The sequence below is a fragment of the Parachitinimonas caeni genome (assembly GCF_030129945.1).
GTDB classification, from domain to species: Bacteria; Pseudomonadota; Gammaproteobacteria; order Burkholderiales; family Chitinimonadaceae; genus Parachitinimonas; species Parachitinimonas caeni.
Map to the genome: position 1 here is coordinate 1 of NZ_JARRAF010000013.1, position 18,015 is coordinate 18,015.

14 protein-coding genes are annotated in these 18,015 nt (G+C 59.5%); 6 read left to right on the forward strand and 8 right to left on the reverse strand.

Annotation, left to right across the window (positions count from 1 at the left end; all coding sequences use genetic code 11):
- Positions 1-211: 211 nt before the first annotated feature.
- From PZA18_RS12360 to PZA18_RS12380, 5 genes are all read right to left on the reverse strand, one after another.
- Entirely contained in the window at positions 212-895 is a 684-nt protein-coding gene (locus PZA18_RS12360; protein ID WP_284101153.1) for a hypothetical protein, read from the reverse strand.
- Positions 896-1,096: 201 nt separating this feature from the next.
- Positions 1,097-1,585, reverse strand: a complete 489-nt coding sequence (locus tag PZA18_RS12365; RefSeq protein ID WP_284101154.1) for a lipocalin-like domain-containing protein — start codon at positions 1,583-1,585, stop codon at positions 1,097-1,099.
- A 254-nt stretch (positions 1,586-1,839) separates the two neighbouring features.
- Positions 1,840-3,051, reverse strand: a complete 1,212-nt coding sequence (locus PZA18_RS12370; protein WP_284101155.1) for an MFS transporter — start codon at positions 3,049-3,051, stop codon at positions 1,840-1,842.
- A 39-nt stretch (positions 3,052-3,090) separates the two neighbouring features.
- Complete coding sequence (locus PZA18_RS12375) at positions 3,091-3,714, reverse strand: NAD(P)-dependent oxidoreductase (protein ID WP_284101156.1); 624 nt, start codon at positions 3,712-3,714, stop codon at positions 3,091-3,093.
- Between the two features lie 55 nt (positions 3,715-3,769).
- Positions 3,770-4,447, reverse strand: a complete 678-nt coding sequence (locus tag PZA18_RS12380) for a DsbA family protein (protein ID WP_284101157.1) — start codon at positions 4,445-4,447, stop codon at positions 3,770-3,772.
- Between the two features lie 114 nt (positions 4,448-4,561).
- Here PZA18_RS12380 and PZA18_RS12385 point away from each other — a divergent pair, with 114 nt between their 5' ends.
- Complete coding sequence (locus PZA18_RS12385) at positions 4,562-5,524, forward strand: LysR family transcriptional regulator (RefSeq protein ID WP_284101158.1); 963 nt, start codon at positions 4,562-4,564, stop codon at positions 5,522-5,524.
- A 267-nt stretch (positions 5,525-5,791) separates the two neighbouring features.
- On the opposite strand, the gene htpG is transcribed toward PZA18_RS12385, so the two are convergent.
- Both htpG and PZA18_RS12395 read right to left on the reverse strand, forming a co-directional pair.
- Entirely contained in the window at positions 5,792-7,687 is a 1,896-nt protein-coding gene (gene htpG / locus PZA18_RS12390; RefSeq protein WP_284101262.1) for a molecular chaperone HtpG, read from the reverse strand.
- Positions 7,688-7,824: 137 nt separating this feature from the next.
- Positions 7,825-8,436 (reverse strand): FMN-dependent NADH-azoreductase, encoded by a 612-nt coding sequence (locus PZA18_RS12395; protein WP_284101159.1) that lies wholly within the window; start codon positions 8,434-8,436, stop codon positions 7,825-7,827.
- Positions 8,437-8,535: 99 nt separating this feature from the next.
- On the opposite strand from PZA18_RS12395, the gene PZA18_RS12400 reads away from it, so the two are divergent.
- From PZA18_RS12400 to PZA18_RS12420, 5 genes are all read left to right on the forward strand, one after another.
- Positions 8,536-9,489, forward strand: coding sequence for a LysR substrate-binding domain-containing protein (locus PZA18_RS12400; RefSeq protein ID WP_284101160.1), 954 nt, complete (start codon positions 8,536-8,538; stop codon positions 9,487-9,489).
- Between the two features lie 89 nt (positions 9,490-9,578).
- Positions 9,579-12,227 carry a cation-translocating P-type ATPase gene (locus PZA18_RS12405; protein WP_284101161.1) on the forward strand — a complete coding sequence of 883 codons (2,649 nt, stop codon included), beginning with the start codon at positions 9,579-9,581 and terminating at the stop codon, positions 12,225-12,227.
- 122 nt (positions 12,228-12,349) lie between these two features.
- Complete coding sequence (locus PZA18_RS12410; RefSeq protein ID WP_284101162.1) at positions 12,350-13,117, forward strand: ParA family protein; 768 nt, start codon at positions 12,350-12,352, stop codon at positions 13,115-13,117.
- A gap of 68 nt (positions 13,118-13,185) precedes the next feature.
- Positions 13,186-16,500 (forward strand): PAS domain S-box protein, encoded by a 3,315-nt coding sequence (locus PZA18_RS12415; protein ID WP_284101163.1) that lies wholly within the window; start codon positions 13,186-13,188, stop codon positions 16,498-16,500.
- Positions 16,497-17,396, forward strand: a complete 900-nt coding sequence (locus tag PZA18_RS12420; protein ID WP_284101164.1) for a response regulator — start codon at positions 16,497-16,499, stop codon at positions 17,394-17,396. The genes PZA18_RS12415 and PZA18_RS12420 overlap by 4 nt, the downstream gene beginning before the upstream one ends.
- Positions 17,397-17,542: 146 nt before the next feature.
- Here PZA18_RS12420 and PZA18_RS12425 read toward each other — a convergent pair whose 3' ends face one another.
- Positions 17,543-17,965 (reverse strand): acyl-CoA thioesterase, encoded by a 423-nt coding sequence (locus tag PZA18_RS12425; RefSeq protein ID WP_284101165.1) that lies wholly within the window; start codon positions 17,963-17,965, stop codon positions 17,543-17,545.
- Positions 17,966-18,015 lie beyond the last annotated feature (50 nt).

Here is an 18,015-nt window from a genome sequence, read left to right on the forward strand (position 1 = left end):
TGGGCGGGGGGTGTGCTTTTTCGCGCCATAAATACGCGAACCCTAACGACGCCATGCCCAAAAAATCGACCCGGCCCGGAGGGTTTCGCCGGATTTGGGCCTGCTGCCGCGTTAAAAATCGCTTGCTTAGTCCACTAAGCGGCGCGCTTTTCTCCTTGCATTAGGCCCAAATCCGACGAAACGCGATCCGGAACTAAAATGCCAACAGAGCCTAGGCTGGGCGTAGCCGCCGCAGGTTCCACGGAGAGGTCGGCAGGTTTTCGTCCAGCTTGCCGCCTTGCTTGCATTCGTCCGAATAGTAGTCCTGCCGTAGATTGGGGTAGATCTCGATGTAGTACGCCAATGCCATGTCTCGCGCCTGCACTGCAGAAGCGCCAAGTGCCTGTGCCATCAGGGCATCCCGTTGCACAGCCTGGCATTCGGTAACCGCCTCATTCATTTCACCTGCCATGTGCATGGTCTCGTGGGTGATGATGTGAACGGCAAACAACCGATCATTGCTGATGCTGCGCCATTGGGTTGGGTCATCAAAAAACTCCCGTAGACCTTTGCAGGTTTCATGCCTCAGCTTGGATGACTTGGCCGGGCCCTCTTCGGTCCATTTGACATACCCCCACGCCATATCGGTGCCCCGGTCGAAAAACGTGTTCAGCTGCGAGCCGCAAACAAATTCCACTTTCTCCCCCACGACTTTCGATGCGGCTTTGCCGGCACGGTCGGCAGCCCGATCGGCCTGCCAGCTAGGCAGATAGCTCAGGCCCGCTACAAGCAGGCAGACGCCAACTTCCAGCTTGGGAAAACGACGGTGAATGGGTAGATGATCGGGTTGGGGAATCAACCACTGCCGAAGGTAGAGCACCAAGACCGCGAGCGCGGCAAAGGTAAGCAGGATCATGATGGTTGCCTGAGGTGGGGCCGTAGCGAAGTTTGAACTTGGCTGTCATCTTGCCAAGTGTGCATTCGCTACGGACGGGCAACAAGCGTTACAAGGTCAAAACCACCGGGGCGGCTTTTCGTGTGATAGGCCAATACCGCTCAAAAGCGTTGCCAGGATGGGCGGTGAGATTCTCCGGCATCTCCTCAGCACAACGCGCGCTCAGTTGCTACGTTCGAAAGTGACAATGCTGCGGGTCATGCCTTTATCGGCCCAGTTCGGCATAACGCGCCAGGGGGTCAGAACCTGCAGGCGATTGTCGGTGATCTTGAAGGTACGTGACTGCTCGGTGCCAACCCATTCCGGGTTCCAGGCGACTTCGACCTTGGTAATCCATTTGTCGCCCTCAATCCGGTATTTGCCGGAATAGGCCACCAGCGTGTCGAGCAGTGCGGCCTTCTCTTCAGCGGTCTTGCCGGCTTTGCGACCATCGCCGGTCAGGATGAAAGAAACCCGCTCCTGCGGTGTAAAAATGGCGTAGCCGCTTGGGTTCTTGCCCATGGGCGGGAATTTCTCGCCAGAAGACTGCACCTCGACTTCGTAAGCGGCGAGTTTCCAGATGCCTTGTATTGCAGTCTTGTCGTCAGCCCAGGCGGATGCGGTGGTGCTCAAGGCTGCCAGTAGGGCGATACGGGTTAGGGATAGATGCATAGCTTTAGTCTCGATTGATATAGGTTGTTTACAGACTGCCAGTGCTTGATATAACCGGCAGCTGACATTTGTACCATCAAATGCCTCGCTTCAGCAGCTGAGGGGTCGTGGACCGTCCCGGGTTTTGGAGAGGGCGTTTCGTTAAATGGGAATGGGGCCCATTCGCAGGCTTGCGCTTATTTAGCTTGCTAAACCGCGCTCACCCTGCCCCAAAACTCGGCCCGGCGCGACCGGAAACAAAACGTCAACAGCACCTAGCTTTCGTGCTGGCGACCGGAGCCACCGCTGACTGACAACGCAACAAACCATACGGCCATCCCGGCCAGTGCCAAGGCACCACCTACCCAACCCGTCGATGCCCAACCGAAACCTGCAGTAAGCGCCAAGCCGCCCAGCCAGGGGCCAAGCGCATTGGCCACGTTGAAAGCCGCATGATTCAGAGATGCAGCCAGGTTTTGCGCATCGCCTGCCACGTCCATCAGTCGCATTTGGAGAAGGGCGCCTAGTCCGCCGCCACAGCCGATAGCGAACACGGCAAGCGCGATTGACCAGACATGGGATACGGTGAGGGGGTAGATAGCCAGCGCCAGTGTGCTCCACATCAGCAACATGCCTGCGGCACGCATGACGCCGTACCGTGCCAGATGGGGTGCGACGAAATTGCCACATGCCATTCCCGCACCGAAGACCGCCAATACCACCGGTATCGCACCGTCTGTTGCGCCCGTCACTGCGTGAAGCGTCGAAGCCAAATAGGTATACACCGCGAATAATCCGCCAAAACCCACCGCTCCGATGCCCAAGCTCAACCACACCTGAGCCCGGCGGAGTGCGCCAAATTCGCGCAAGGCGGAAGCCCCGGCAGGCGGTGCCTGAGTAGGTAGAACCCGCAGCAGTAATCCGACGACCAGCAATGCAAGAAATCCGATGGCGACAAATCCGGCACGCCATCCCAGCCATTGGGAAAGCAGATTGGCGAGCGGTACGCCAACCACTGTGGCCAATGCCAGGCCCATGAGTACGCGACCCACGGCGTTGCCCCGTCTTTGCTCGGCGACCATGCCTGCGGCTGACAACACAGCTGTCCCAAAATACGCACCATGTGGAATCGCCGTCAGGAAGCGCATGATCACGAGTGCCTGCAGGCTTTGGGCGGTCGCGCTCAGGATGTTGCCAGCGGCAAACCACAGCAGTAACAGAACAAGCAGCAACCTACGCTCAAGGCGCGCGCCCATCACGGCCAGTGCCGGCGCGCCGATGACTACGCCCAGCGCGTAGGCACTTACCACGTGACCACCTGCAGGCGCATTGACACCGAGTTCCGCCGTGAACGCGGGTAAGAAGCTCATCGTTGCGAACTCGGTGGTTCCGATTGCGAAACCTCCGAGTGCGAGCGCGGCATGCGCCAACCACGGATTCGCGTTGATGGAAGTGCTCGGCATATTGTTTTTGTCGTGAAAGGCCATATGACTACCTTTTTTCCGGATCGGTTGTGATGCCAACACTCAATAGCCGACAGTGAAGCGCTCGCGATGATGCTGAGGCCGCTCGGCTTCATCCAGCATCGCTACCGCGTAGTCCTCCAATGAGATATGACTCTTGCCATCAGCGTCGATCAGCAGATTGTCCGTGCCGACGCGGTACTTGCCAGTGCGCTCACCCGGCACGAGCAAGGCCGATGGGCTGAGGAACACCCAGTCCAGTTCATTCTCGGTGCGCAGCAGGTCGAGGAAGGCGATGGTCAGCAAGGCGCCCGCTTTCCATTCCGCCGGGAAGTCGGGCTGATCTATCACGCGCTCGCCTGAAGGCAAGTGGAGCGAGCCGGCGCCGCCAACCGACAGGAACCGGGCCACGCCGGCTTGCTTGACGCCGGCGAGCAACGCCCGGACGCCACGGCCATCAGGGTCGGAACCAGGGTTGAACGCGCTGATGACCACGTCTTGGCCAGCCAGGCATTCGGACAGCGCTTGGGTGTCCGTCACGTCCACGCGGAGGCTGGTGAGCTGATCATGCTGCGGCAATGTCTCGAGGTGTTTGGCAATGGCGGTGATTTGGTGGCCGCGGCTAAGTGCTTCAGGCAGTAATTTCGAGCCTACGTAGCCGGTCGCGCCGATCAGTGCGATTTTCATAAATGGTCTTCCTGTGAGGTGGGTTGCGATAGTCGGATGTCTGAAAGGAAACTGCCTATCCGGCAGCGCGGTGGTGTCCCGCCTTGTCCAAAGACGATGTCACGATGCCGAGAAGCGCTGCGGAGAACGCTTCCGGGTTTCCGTAGAAGGGCTCGTGCCGGATGGGCGTGTACTCGCCTGCATGTTCGAGGACAAAGCCTGGAAATCCTTTGATTCCGTACTGGGCCATCAGGTGGCGACTGCTGCGGATATGTTCGTCGGCTTGACTGTTTCGGAGGGCGTCGGCGAAGTCGTCTGCCGCCAGGCCGATCTGGCCGGCCAGATCGGTGAGCACCCCGTCATCGACAACCCGGCGTCCCTGGACGTAGTGCCCGATCTGAATGGCATGCAGCATTTCAAGATCCGCGCCGCTGCGTAGCGCGCCGGCAGCGATAACGGCAGCAATGACGGGGCGCGACCAGAAGATGGTGGCGGGATCGTCCAGCAGTTCATTGAGATAGACAGGCTCAAATGGCAGGCCGGTGAGTTCGGCAATGCGCCGATCATTCATCCGGATGTACCGGCGGGTTTCTGCCGTTAGCGAAGTCGGCGTTCCCCACAGCCCACCTCCATGCAGTTTGATGTCGATGCCATCGGCGGCGGCCGCCTTGACCAGGGAGGATGCGGCATAGCACCAGCCGCATAGTGGGTCGTGGATGTAGTGCAATAACAGCTTGTTCATATCAGTCTTCATGGCGTGTTGCGTGTCCTCGCGCTGTTGGCAGTAACTGGGTGATTTATTATCATGGCTTCTTATTCAGGTTTGTAGACGCGATTTAATTCAATACTTTTTAAGTGGTAGTAATAGATGGATGACTATAAGCCCTATGCGGTTTTCGCCGAGGTGGTTCACGCAAGATCCATGAGCGCCGCTGCGAGGCGCCTTGGAATGACCCCCTCCGCAGTGAGTCAGATCGTGCGCGCCATGGAGCAACGCGCTGGCGTCGCGCTGCTGCATCGCTCCACGCGAAGGATTGCACTCACCGAGGCCGGAGAGCGCTGCTATCCACATTGCTTGCGCTTGCTCGAAGCCGGGCGTGCCGCAACGGCATCCCTGGAACAGGCCCGGGATGCGCCGGTTGGCGAGCTGCGAATCGCTGCGCCGCTTGGCTTCGGTGCCCATGTCGCGCCAGCGCTGGCACCAGTCCTGGCGCAATGGCCTCAGCTACGGATGAGTCTGATTGTTGACGATGCGCTGATCGACCTGGTTGACGCGCGGATCGACATCGCGCTGCGAGTCGGTGAGTTACCTGATTCCACGTGGATTGCACGAAAGCTCGGTCAGATGGGCACGGTGTTATGCGCCGCACCGACATATCTGGCGCATCACGGCAGCCCGGATTCGCCGATTGAGCTAAGGCGACATCACTGGCTTGCCCTGATGCAGGAGGTACGAGAGATGACGGCAGATGCTGCTGTTCCCGACGGCGGGGAACCCGTGCCGAACTTCATGCTGGAGACGGTGGATGGCCACGGCAACAGGGAGCCGATTCCCCTGCAGGCACGTGTGACTACCAGCAACCAAGTCGCACTGAGGCAGATGTGCGAGCAAGGCATAGGCATCGCACGGCTCTTCTATGCCGATGTGCGCCATACCCTTGAACAAGGACATCTGGTCAGGGTGTTGCCCCAACTGAGACTGCCGTCCTACCCACTCGCCATGCTGACCGCGCGGCGCGACGTAGAACCCGCCAAAGTGCGTGTGGCAACGACGGCGTTGAAGGCTTACTTTTCATCGCTGGCGATGGAGCATGAACCCGCTTTCGCTTGATTCCGGTATAGGGGGGGTAAGACTGGTGGACCCTCTGCGATAGGGGGCGCTGAAACTTCTTGAATGACGTGAATCGTTCGACCGGAGGGGCCGGATCGCAACATCGGGTACAGTCGCCTTGATTGAGGCGTTTCGCGCTTTGTCTGGGTGATGGGCGCTAGGCAACCAGATTGGGAGAAGGCTTGGATGCGAATGGAGGCCTCAAAAAACAAACACCCATTCTCAGAATGGGTGTTTGGTTTACTACGTAGCAGAGCCTAACGCCGATCAGTTCGACATCGCCAGCATCAGTCCATTCAAGCGCTTCACGAAGCCGGCCGGATCTTCCAGTGTGCCGCCTTCAGCCAGTAGTGCCTGATCAAACAGGATATGGCTCCAGTCATCGAAGCGATCCTTGCCTTGTTCGGCGCGCAGCTTGCCAACCAGTACGTGGTCAGGGTTGATTTCGAGAATCGGCTTGCTGCCACCGATGGTCTGGCCGGCAGACTTCAGAATCCGCTCCAGATGGCCGCTCATGGCGTGCTCGTCGGCGACCAGACAGGCAGGGCTGTCGGTCAGGCGATGGGTGACACGCACTTCCTTTACCCGGTCGCCGAGCGAAGTCTTGACGGCTTCGATCAGGTCTTTCAGCGTTTCAGCCTTGGCTTCCTGCTCTTTCTTCTCGGCTTCATCTTCGAGCGAGCCGAGGTCGAGACCGCCCTTGGCAACCGACTGCAGGGTCTTCCCATCGAATTCGGTCAGGCTTGATACAAACCATTCGTCCACGCGGTCACTCAGCAGCAGCACTTCGATGCCCTTCTTGCGGAAGATTTCGAGGTGCGGGCTATTCTTGGCACCCGCATGGGTTTCGGCTGTGACGTAATAGATCTTGTCCTGGCCTTCCTTCATGCGGCCGATATAGTCCTTGAGTGAAACGATCTGATCTTCATCATCCGTATGGGTGCTGGCAAAGCGGCAAAGTGCGGCAATCCGCTCCTTGTTGCCATGGTCTTCGCCCACGCCTTCCTTCATGACCTTGCCGAATTCCTGCCAGAAGGCGGTGTAGTCATCGGCGCGGTTCTCGGCGATGTCTTCGAGCACGCCCAGTACCTTCTTGACGCAACCGGCCTTGATGGTGTCAATGTCCTTGCTGTGTTGCAGGATTTCGCGGCTGACGTTGAGGGGCAGATCGTTGCTGTCGATCACCCCGCGCACAAAGCGCAGGTATTGCGGCAGCAGCTTCTCGGCGTCTTCCATGATGAACACGCGGCGCACGAACAGCTTCACACCGTGGCGACGCTCGCGGTCATACAGATCAAACGGGGCGCGCTTGGGGATGTAGAGCAGCTCGGTGTATTCCTGGCGGCCTTCGACTTTGGCGTGTGTCCAGGCCAGAGGCTCTTCCCAGTCGTGGCTCACATGCTTATAGAACTGCTTGTAATCGTCTTCGCTGATGTCGCTCTTGGCTCGGGTCCACAGGGCGTTAGCCTTGTTGACGGTTTCCACTTCATCCGAAACGATGATTTCGCCGTTCTCGCCGTAGCTGTTGCCCTTTTTCATCATCACCGGCAGGGTGATGTGGTCGGAGTATTTGCGGATCACCGACTTCAGGCGCCAGTCATCCAGAAACTCGTTTTCGTCTTCCTTCAGATGCAGCACGATTTCGGTGCCACGGCCTTCCTTGGTAACTTCTTCCAGCGTGAATTCGCCAGCCCCTTCGCTTTCCCAGCGGGTGGCAGCACTTTCGCCGGCACGGCGGGTAGTCAGGGTCACGCGGTCGGCCACGATGAAGGCGGAGTAGAAGCCCACGCCAAATTGGCCGATCAGGTTCGCATCCTTCTGGGCGTCGCCAGAGAGTTTGCCGAAGAATTCCTTGGTGCCAGAGCGGGCGATGGTGCCGATATTGGCCACGACTTCATCGCGACTCATGCCGATGCCGTTGTCGCGGATGGTGATGGTGCGGGCGTCTTTATCGAAGCCGATTTCAATCTTCAGGCTGCCATCACCTTCATACAAGGCGTCGTTATTGAGGGCTTCGAACTTAAGCTTGTCGCAGGCGTCACTGGCGTTGCTGATCAGCTCGCGCAGAAAGATTTCCTTGTTGGAATACAAGGAGTGGATCATCAGTTGTAACAGCTGTTTGACTTCGGTCTGAAAGCCTAGTGTTTGCTTGCTCATTGTCATCACCTTTTAAGTTGCCAAGGGTTGAATTGTGATGAGCGCGAGATGGGGGCTAGGACGGGTGTTTCAAGGGGTGTCTAGCGGTTTACAGCGCAACGCGGGGGCATGGGCAGCCTGGCTGCCCATGCAATGCGCCTGAATCAGATGGTGGTTTCAGCCAGTGTACCGATGGCGTTGCGGGCGGCATCCAGCGAGGTGTCGCGGACTGCCGGGCCCATATTCAAGCCTTCGGCGGCGATGACGCTGACGTCGGCAATACCCAGGAATCCCAGCAGGAAGCGCAGATAGTCGATGTGCGCAGCGCTCCCAGGGGTACCGGCATGCTTGCCGCCGGCGGTGGCAACGATCACGGCGCGCTTGCCATGAACCATGCCTTCCGGACCATTTGCCCCGTAGCGGAAAGTGACGCCTGCAACCGAGATCAGATCAATCCAGGCCTTGAGCTGGCTGGGAATGCTGAAGTTGTACATGGGGGCGCCGATCACGATTACGTCGCTGGCCAGAAATTCTGCCATCACGGCTTGCGCCTTGTCGGCCAGGCGACTTTGCTCGGGCGTGCGCAGTTCGGCCGGGGTGCCTTTGGCTGCCAGCACTGCACCGCTGAGGTGTCCATCGACATCTGCTACCAAGTCGCGGTAGCTGACTTCGAGCTGGGATTCGGCCAGACGGAAGGCTTCAACCACTTCGCGGGTCAGTTGGCGGGAGACCGAGGCGTCGCCGAGGATGCTGGAATCGAGGTGTAACAGTTTCATGATGTTTGCTCCGTAAGGTGGTGTGCATTGACGGAACACATCTTAAATTTGCATCATCAGTGGAACTAGCCGGTTAAATTGAGAAGGATTGTTCTACTGATGGATCAAATCGAGTCGGCTGACTTCAATGACTATGTCTACTTTGCCAGGGTGATCGAGGCGGGTGGTTTCTCGGCAGCAGAACGCCGGCTCGGGATTCCCAAATCGCGCCTGTCGCGCCGGATTGCCGGCCTGGAGGCCCGACTTGGCGTGCGTCTGCTGCAGCGTAGCACCCGAAAGCTGACGCTGACCGACGTTGGACAACGCTTTCTGGCCCATTGTCAGGCCCTGCTGCGCGAAGCCGAAGCGGCGGAACGGGTGGCTGCCAATCTCAAGGCCGAACCGGGAGGCCTGGTGCGACTGAGCATGCCGTCAGCGTTGCTGGATAGTGGCTTGAGTCAGCTGCTGGCCGAGTATCTGGCGGATTTTCCCAAAGTCTCGCTGGAGACTGTGGTGACAGGGCGACGGGTTGATCTGATCGAGGAAGGGATTGATCTGGCCTTGCGAGTCCGTGCGCCGGATGACGAAGACCCGCAGTGGGCGACGGTGCGGCTGTGGCGAGGCCGGGCGCGGCTGGTCGCCAGCCCACCGCTGGTGGCGGCATATGGCGGTATTACTACCCCTGCCGCTTTGACCATGGCACCGGCGCTGGGCGCGATCGCGGCGGATCGGCGTGTGCACTGGCGGTTGCAAGGCCCGGGGGGTGAATTGCGGGAGCTGGTGCTGGCGCCCCGGCTGGCCAGCGAGCATTTTGCGCTGCGCCGGCAGGCTGCGCGGGCCGGGCTGGGTGTCACCATGCTGCCCGAAGCATGGGCGATCGAAGATATCCAGGCGGGCCGGTTGGTGGAAGTTTTACCCGCCTGGCAGTTCCCGGTGACTTATTTGCAAGCTGTTTACGCCAGCCAGCGCGGGCTGCCGCCTGCGGTCAGAATCCTGCTTGACCGGTTGCGGGCTTACTCGGCAGAGGGGGCGGGAGACCTATTGCTGGATCGCCCTGGATTGCAGACAAGGTAGTCCGAGGGCGGTTCTTGCGCTGCCGCAAGCCGTCTGGCGAACCAACCCTATAGGCTGTCTTTATCGATGAACGGATATTGAGGTAAGCCGTGGACTCTCTGGATCAAGCCGTCTGGCATGCGGAAAACGGGGCGGCGGTTGCTGCGCAATGGCAAAGCCCGGCCGGTGGCCTGAGCGAGGCGGAGGTGGCAGTGCGCCTGCAGCGCCACGGTTTGAATCATCTGCCCCAGGCACCGGGCAAACCGGCCTGGAGGCGCTTGCTTGCGCAGTTCCATAACCCACTTATCTATCTGCTGTTCGCAGCGGCGCTGATGACCGGGCTGCTGGGTGATATCAGCGATACGGTCATCATTCTGCTAGCGGCCTTGGCCAATGGCTTGGTCGGGTTTATTCAGGAAGGCCGGGCAGAAACTGCCTTGGCGGCAGTGGCCCGATTGTTGCCGGCGCAAGCGGTGGTCTGGCGCGAGGGCAGCCGGCAGTCGGTGCCGTTTGAGCAGCTGGTACCCGGTGACCGGGTGGTACTGGAAGCCGGTGAGCGAGTCGCGGCCGATCTGCGCTTGCTCGAAGCCAGCGAGCTGACCATCGACGAATCAGCGCTGACCGGTGAATCGCTGGCCGTGAGCAAGACGACCGAACCTGTTGCTCGTGAAGCTCCGCTGGCCGAGCGCCGCAGCATGGCGTATTCCGGCACCACCGTGGCAACCGGGCAAGGCATTGGCGTGGTTGTCGCGACCGGGATTCATACCGAACTCGGACGGATCGGCGCGCTGATTGCCGCCGTCGAAGTCGTGCCAACCCCGCTGATGCAGGCATTGGACAGGCTCGGCGGAAGGCTGTCGCTACTGGTAACCCTGGTGGCGCTGCTTGCCCTACCGATCGGCGTGCTGGCGGGGCTGCCGTGGGCCGAAGCGATATTGGCAGCGGTTGCGATTGCCGTGGCGGCAATTCCTGAGGGCTTGCCTGCCGTCATGTCGATCACCTTGGCGGTCGGCGTTCGGCGCATGGCGCGCCGGCGGGCCATCGTCCGCTCCTTGCCGGCGGTGGAAACGCTCGGGGGCGTTTCAGTGATCTGTACCGACAAAACGGGGACCCTCACCCGCAACGAGATGAGTGTGGTGGAACTGGTCACTGCGGATGGACAGTGGTCGGTAGACGGCGTTGGCTATGCGCCGGTTGGCCATCTGGCGACGGCTGCGAGGGGCCCGCTGTCTGACATCGCCAGGGTGGCCGTTCTCTGCAACGATGCCAGTCTGGCGCAGGTCGAAGGGGAGTGGTGTGTGCTGGGTGACCCTACCGAAGGCGCTTTGCTGGCATTGGCATCGCGCCTTGGGCAGGAGGCGGCACCGCTGAGGCAGACACAGCCCCGGCTGGCAGTTCTGCCGTTCTCGGCAGAGCGGCAGTGGATGGCCAGCTGGCATCAGGTAGGAGACCGGGTGCTGCTGGCGGTGAAGGGCGCACCGGAACGGGTGTTTGAGCGCTGTATCCAGACCGCCACTGCGGTGGGCGTGCAAGCCCTGCATACCGATGACTGGATCAGGCGTCAGCAAGGTCTGGCGCAACAAGGGGAGCGCGTACTGGCGCTGGCAATGGCCTGGGTAGATGCCGCGCCCTCTCAGCCCGCCATGACGGATGTGAAGGATCTGAGCCTGCTGGCACTGACCGGCATTGCCGATCCCTTGCGATCCGAGTCGATCGATGCCGTGGCCCGCTGCCACGGGGCGGGAATCAGCGTGAAAATGCTGACCGGTGATCATGCCCTGACGGCCGGTGCCATTGCCGGCAAACTGGGCTTGCGCGGAGCCAGTGTCCTGACTGGCGATGACATCGATCAACTCGACGATGCCGCGTTGGCCAAGGCCGCGCAGCAGCACAGCGTATTTGCGCGGACCACGGCCGCCCACAAACTGCGCCTGATTGGCGCTTTGCGTGGCGAGGGGGCTACGGTTGCCATGACGGGCGACGGCGTGAATGACGCTCCGGCGCTGAAATCGGCGGACATCGGTGTGGCAATGGCCGGACGAGGCAGTCAGGCTGCGCGAGAGGCCGCACAGATCGCGCTGGCCGACGACCACTTTGCCACCATCGCGAATGCGGTCGAAGAAGGCCGACTGGTCTTCGACAACCTGCGCAAGGCGTTGCTGTTTCTGTTGCCGGCGAATTTTGCCCAGGCCGTGGTGGTGCTGGCAGCTTTGCTGACCGGCTCGACGTTGCCGATCACGGCGGGTCAGGTCTTATGGGTCAATCTGGTTGTGGCGGTACTGCTGGGGCTGCCACTGGCATTTGAGCCAGCCGAGGGCGACCTGATGCGGCGTCCCCCGCGAGACCGGCAACAAGGTCTGGTCGAGGCCCGCCTGATCTGGCGGACCCTGCTGGTGTCGCTGCTGCTGACCCTGGCCTGCTTTGCCATGTTCGAGTGGCAACGCCATGCCGGGGCGAACCTGGCGACCGCCCGCACGGCTACTGTCAATGCCTTGACCTTTGGCCTAATTGGCTATCTGTTTGGTAGTCGCAAGCTGGGTTCGGCCAGCTGGCGCGAACTGCTGGGTGGCAATGTCTGGCTCTGGCGAGGGGTGGCTGCCTGTGCTCTGTTACAGGTTCTATTCAGCTATCTGCCGGTTTTTCACCAGCTGCTGGGAACGGCAGGTATCAGCCTGACGGCTTGGGCAGGTGTACTTATGGTCGGAATACTGGTATTTGCCTCCGTAACGCTGGAAAAGCGTATTTGGCCTGCTGCCTAAGCAATGCGCCGGAACCAGCAGACTGTGCAGCGTTTGTAGAGACGTGTTTTGACCACCACAAAACAAATATCAACAGAAGCTGGCAATGAGCTATCAATTAATTGGACTCTACGGATCTAGCGATGAAGCGTGTGATATTCAATCAAAAAGGCGGGGTGGGAAAATCCACCATCACCGTCAATCTGGCGGCGATCAGTGCGAGCCAAGGCAAGAAAACCCTCGTCATCGACATGGACCCGCAATGTAACGCCAGTCGTTATCTGATGGGGGCGGCGGCGGGCGATCTGGCGCCGACCCTGGCAGACTATTTTGAGCAGACGCTTAACTTCAGTCTGTTTACCAAGCCTGCGACAGCGTTTATTCATGCCACCCGTTTTGACAATCTGTCGCTGATGCCCTCGCATCCTCAGATCGGAGAGCTGCAATCCAAGCTGGAATCCCGCCATAAAATCTACAAATTGCGCGATACCCTGGTCGAACTGTCGAAACAGTTTGAGGCGATTTATATCGACACCCCGCCGGCTTATAACTTTTTTACCCTTTCGGCACTGATCGCCTGCGAAAACTGCCTGATTCCATTCGATTGCGATGATTTTTCGCGCCAGGCGCTTTATACGCTGCTGGCCAACGTGCGGGAGATCCAGGAAGACCACAACGACAAGCTCAAAGTCGAAGGCATTGTCGTCAACCAGTTTCAGGCGCGCGCGGCGCTGCCGGTCAAGCTGGTGAACGAGCTCAAGGCAGAGGGCTTGCCCGTGCTCGATAGCTGCCTGTCTTCATCGGTCAAGATTCGCGAGTCGCATGAGCAGTCCTTGCCGATGATCCACCTCGACGCCCGGCATAAGCTGGCGCGTGAATATCTTGCACTGTACGAAGAACTCAACGGCTAGACCGTCATTTATGAGCGAGAGGCAGCAACAGGCGCTTACTGCCTGTGACGATTCGGTGAAGGGTGCCCATGGCTAGGCACTGGTGGCCACTGGTCCTTTTCGTACTGGGCGCGCTCGGTACGATTGCGGCTGTCGATTTCTGGCTGGAACGGCAGACCGAAGCGACTTTGCGCATCGAATTGACCCGCACGGCATCCCAGACGCTCAGTCGTATCGAGGGCCGGGTGATGCAAGGCATGGGGCGGATCACCCTGCTGGAGGATTTGCAGGATGTCGTCGCAAAGCCCCCGCCCGCCCAGTTTGGTCGCTTTGCTGGCGATGTGATGAGCGATGCTGGGCTGAGCTTTGCCCTGATTGCCGAGAAAGTGGACGGCGAGCAACGCGAGCGGGCTGAGCACGACTGGCGCTCTGTTTACCCGGATTTTGCAATCCGTAACGTCAATGCCAATGGCCGGCTGATCATGGCGCGGCTGAAAACCGAGTATTACCCGGTGATCTATCTGACGGGCGTCACGCCACCGCGCTTGACGGTTGGGCTTGATCTGGGCAACGAACCGCAGATTCGTGGTGCGCTCACCATGGCGCGTAATGGTGGGCGCACGGTTGTCACCGAGCCGATCCGGGCGCGCCACGATAGCCCGGTCACCGTGCTGGCGCTCCGTTTTGGCGCCAATACCACTCATCGCCTGTTTGCGGTGGGCCTGCATCCGCAAACCCTGGTTGAAGCTGCTGCAGGCAGTTACAACCCAACTGGCCTGCGCTACTACTGGTTTGATATCACCGACGATAGCCGGGTTGAAGCGCTCTATCCCACCAGTCTGGACTACGCCACCTTGCCATCGTTGGTGGTGGCCGAGCGCAAGCTCAAGATCGGCAATCGGGTCTGGCGGCTGGATGCGCGCCTGCCGCCCGCCGAGCTGACCGCGCAAGCCTCTGCTCAACGCGGCCTGGTCTGGAGCATCGGCCTGCTGTTTACCGTATTCATTGCCTCCATCATCTGGCGGCTGACTGAACGGCAGCAGGCATACAGCCGGCAAGCCGGGCGGCTCGCCCGCCAGAATGAGCAGCTGACCACAGCCAACGCGACCTTGCAGACCGCCGCTGATGCGGCTAGGGATAGCGAGCTGCGGTTGAAGACCATCCTGGATACCGCCAATGAGGCCGTTGTACTGATTGATGAGCGAGGGCGCATTGAGCTATTCAACGCTGCGGCCGAGCGCCTGTTTGGCTATCACGCGAGAGAGGCATTGGGGCAGGTTGTCGGCATGCTGATGCCGTCTGCGTACCGGGAGCGCCATCGCGAGGCGATGGAGCGCTACAACCGTACCGGCCAGAGCCGGGTCATGGGCACCAGCCGCGAGCTTGTCGGGCAACGCAAGGATGGCGTGGCGTTCCCCATCGAACTTTCCCTCAACGAATTCCGCCTCGGTGACGCTCACTACTTCGTGGGCGTGATTCGTGACATCACCGACCGCAAGCGCGCCGAGCGCATTCTGTTTGATAGCGAGTACAAGCACCGGGCGATTCTGGATGCAGCCTATATCGGCATCTATGTTTATCAGGATGGCAAGCTGCGTTATGTCAACCCGACCTTCGCCGGCTATTTTGGTACGGATGCCACGGCGCTGGTTGGCGCCGTGTCCTGGTCCGAGCTGGTGCCAACCGAGTGGCTGTACGTGCTGGAAGAGGTGCTGAGCAGTGAGGGGGGAGCCGCCGCCCGCCCGCGTGAGCTGCAATGCGCAAGGCAGGATGGCAGCCGCTTTTATGCGCTGCTGACGGCCAAGCCCATCATCTTCGACAACCGCCCAGGTCTGGCGGGCTCGTTGCTGGATATTTCCGAGCGCAAGGCCGTTGAACAAGCCATGCTGCGGGCTGAGATCAAGAACCATGCCATTCTGGAAGCGATTCCCGACCTCATGGTGCAGCTTGATGGCAATGGCGTCTTCGTCGATTACCGCGCCAAGGTAGGCGGGGATGACTTTGGCTTGCCGGCAGACTGCCTGGGCCAGCACTTCAAACGGGTGCTTGATCCTGACTTCGCCTTGCGTCTGGAAGATGCGATGCGGCAGATCCGGGCCTGGTATCGACCTGTGGTGTTTGAATTCGCGCTAGCACTCAGTAGCCGTCAGCACTATTTCGAAGCGCGGATTTCACCCTGCGGTGAGGCGGACTTCCTGCTGATGCTGCGTGACATCTCGGAACGTAAGGCGATTGAAGCCGAGCTGATCCGCCACCGTGACCACTTGCAGGATCTGGTCGATGAGCGCACCGCAGAGCTGCAAGCGACCTTTGATGCCAGCCCGATTGCCACGGCGTTTGTCGTGCAGCGGCGCTTTGTCCGTGTCAACACCGCTTGCTGCAAGCTGTTCGAGCGCTCGATCGACGAACTGGTCGGGGCGTCGGTCCGCATCATTCACCCGGATGACCATTCGTTTGAAGGCGCACCGCAAGTGGTATTCCCACGTCTGATTGAAGGAGGGGTTTATCAGGCAGAGCATCAGTTCGTTACCGGCAGTGGTGAGCTGATCTGGTGCAGCATCTTTGGCAAGGCGATTGATCCACACGATATGAATCGTGGCCTGGTCTGGGTGTATCAGGACATCGGCGAGCAGAAAGCCACAGCCGATGCGCTCAAGCGGGCCAAAGAGCTGGCAGAGGCCGCCAACCAGGCCAAGTCCGAATTTCTGGCCAATATGTCGCACGAGCTGCGCACCCCCATGCATGCCGTGCTGTCATTCTCAGAGTTGGGCGAGGCCAAAGCCGGCAAGGTTGAGAGCGAAAAGCTTGCACATTACTTTCAACGCATCAGCGCCAGCGGTAAGCGTCTGCTGCAGATTCTGAATGATCTGCTGGATCTCTCGAAACTCGAAGCCGGCAAGATGCGTTACGACATGCGACCACAAAACCTGCTGCCGATCGTGCATGAGGCGGTCGATGAGCTGGCCGCCATCTGTCGGCCGCGCGGCGTTCGTATCGTGGTCGATACCCCGCATTTTGAACCAATGGCCGTTTGCGATGCGTTGCGGATCAGCCAGGTGGTGCGCAATCTGGTGTCGAATGCAATCAAGTTCAGTCCTGACAACGGGGAAGTCAGGGTGGGCTTTGACGAAGTGGAATCGGAAGGTACCCACTGGCTGGCCGTGTGGATTGCCGACCAAGGGGTCGGTATTCCTGCTGAAGAGCTTGAGGCGATCTTCGATAAATTTATCCAGAGCAGCAAAACCAAGACCGGTGCAGGTGGCACCGGCTTGGGACTGGCAATCTGCCGGGAAATCGTGCGCGCCCATAACGGCGCAATTCGTGCAGACAATCGGGAAACTGGCGGTGCGCTGTTTGAATTCCGCTTACCGCGTGCAGGAAAGACTGAGGAGACTGGAATATGACCCAGCGTGGGACTCTACTGCTCGTTGATGACGAACCCTTCAATCTGGAAATTCTGGCAGAGCATCTGACCGACGCCGGCTACCAGATTGATACCGCTGAAGATGGTCAGGCAGCCTGGGATCTGCTGTCGGCCAGTACCGGCCGCTACGACACCGTGCTGCTGGATCGCATGATGCCGCGCATGAATGGCATGGAGGTGCTCAAACGCATCAAGCAGCATCCGGACCTGCAATACATGCCTGTCGTCTTGCAGACGGCAGTTGGCTCGCCAGATGCTGTGCGGGAAGGCATGCAGGCCGGGGCGTACTACTACCTGACCAAGCCTTTCGAGCGCGAAATGTTGCTGGCGATTACTGCCGCAGCAGTCGGCGACAATCGAGCCCGACGAGCAGTGCGGGAACAAATGGCCGTGCAGCTTGATGGCTTGCGATACGTGTCGCATGCCGGCTTCAGGATTCACAACCTGGACGACGCACATCGTTTGACGGCCCTGATTGCCCAGCTGTATCCGAACCCGGAACGGGTGGCGATGGGGCTGGCCGAGCTGATGGTCAATGCCGTCGAGCACGGTAATTTGGGGATTGGCTATCGCGAGAAGGCCGAGCTGATGCAAAGCGGTCGCTGGCGGGAAGAGGTGGACAGACTGGCCAGCCTTCCGGAAAACGCGGGCAAGTTTGTTGAAATCGAGCTGGAACGTAACGAGAGCGAAATTATCGTGACCATCTGTGACCAGGGCGAAGGTTTCGATTGGTCGCGTTTTCTTGACTTTGACCCGTCCCGGGCTTTCGATCCGAACGGCCGGGGTGTTTTCATGGCACGCACCATGAGTTTTGATCGGCTGGAATTTCAAGGGCGCGGCAATATTGTGATGGCTGCCGTCAAACTGAATTTTTAGTCGCGGTTACCTACTTTTTCGGTTGCGCCGGCTCGACCCGAAAATGAGTCTGCAGCATCTGAATCCCGCCCCCTCCAGCCTGCCCAAACGTCGAGGCGGATCACTTTCGATCCGCCCCGGGGCATTTTACGTCTGCTTATGGTGGTTCAGGCAGCCGGCCAGCGCGGCAAAGCGTCGAAGATGGTGCGTAGCTCGTTCTCCATCGGAACCGCCGCATCTTTCTTCGGATCGTAAATCACGAATGTCACGTCGGCTTCGGCAATCACGGTCTGGGTCCCTGCCAGAAACACTTTCTGATGAATGACCGCGCTACGGCTGCCAATCTTTTTCATGCCGGTTTCGATCAGGATTTCCTCATTCATGAATGCTGGCCGACGGTAATCGATATTGATGTTGACGATGACAAAAGCCAGCCCGGCCTTGGCAAAGTACTCCAGCTGACCGTGATCTTCAGTGAAGCCCCAACGCGCTTCTTCAAGAAATTCCAGATAGCGGGCATTGTTGACGTGACCATATAAATCGAGATGGTAGCCACGAACCTTGATGCGGGTGTGATGCAAGTCAGACATACGAGTGCCTTTCTCAGTGAAAATGAATGGATTATCAGCCAAAATTCGGG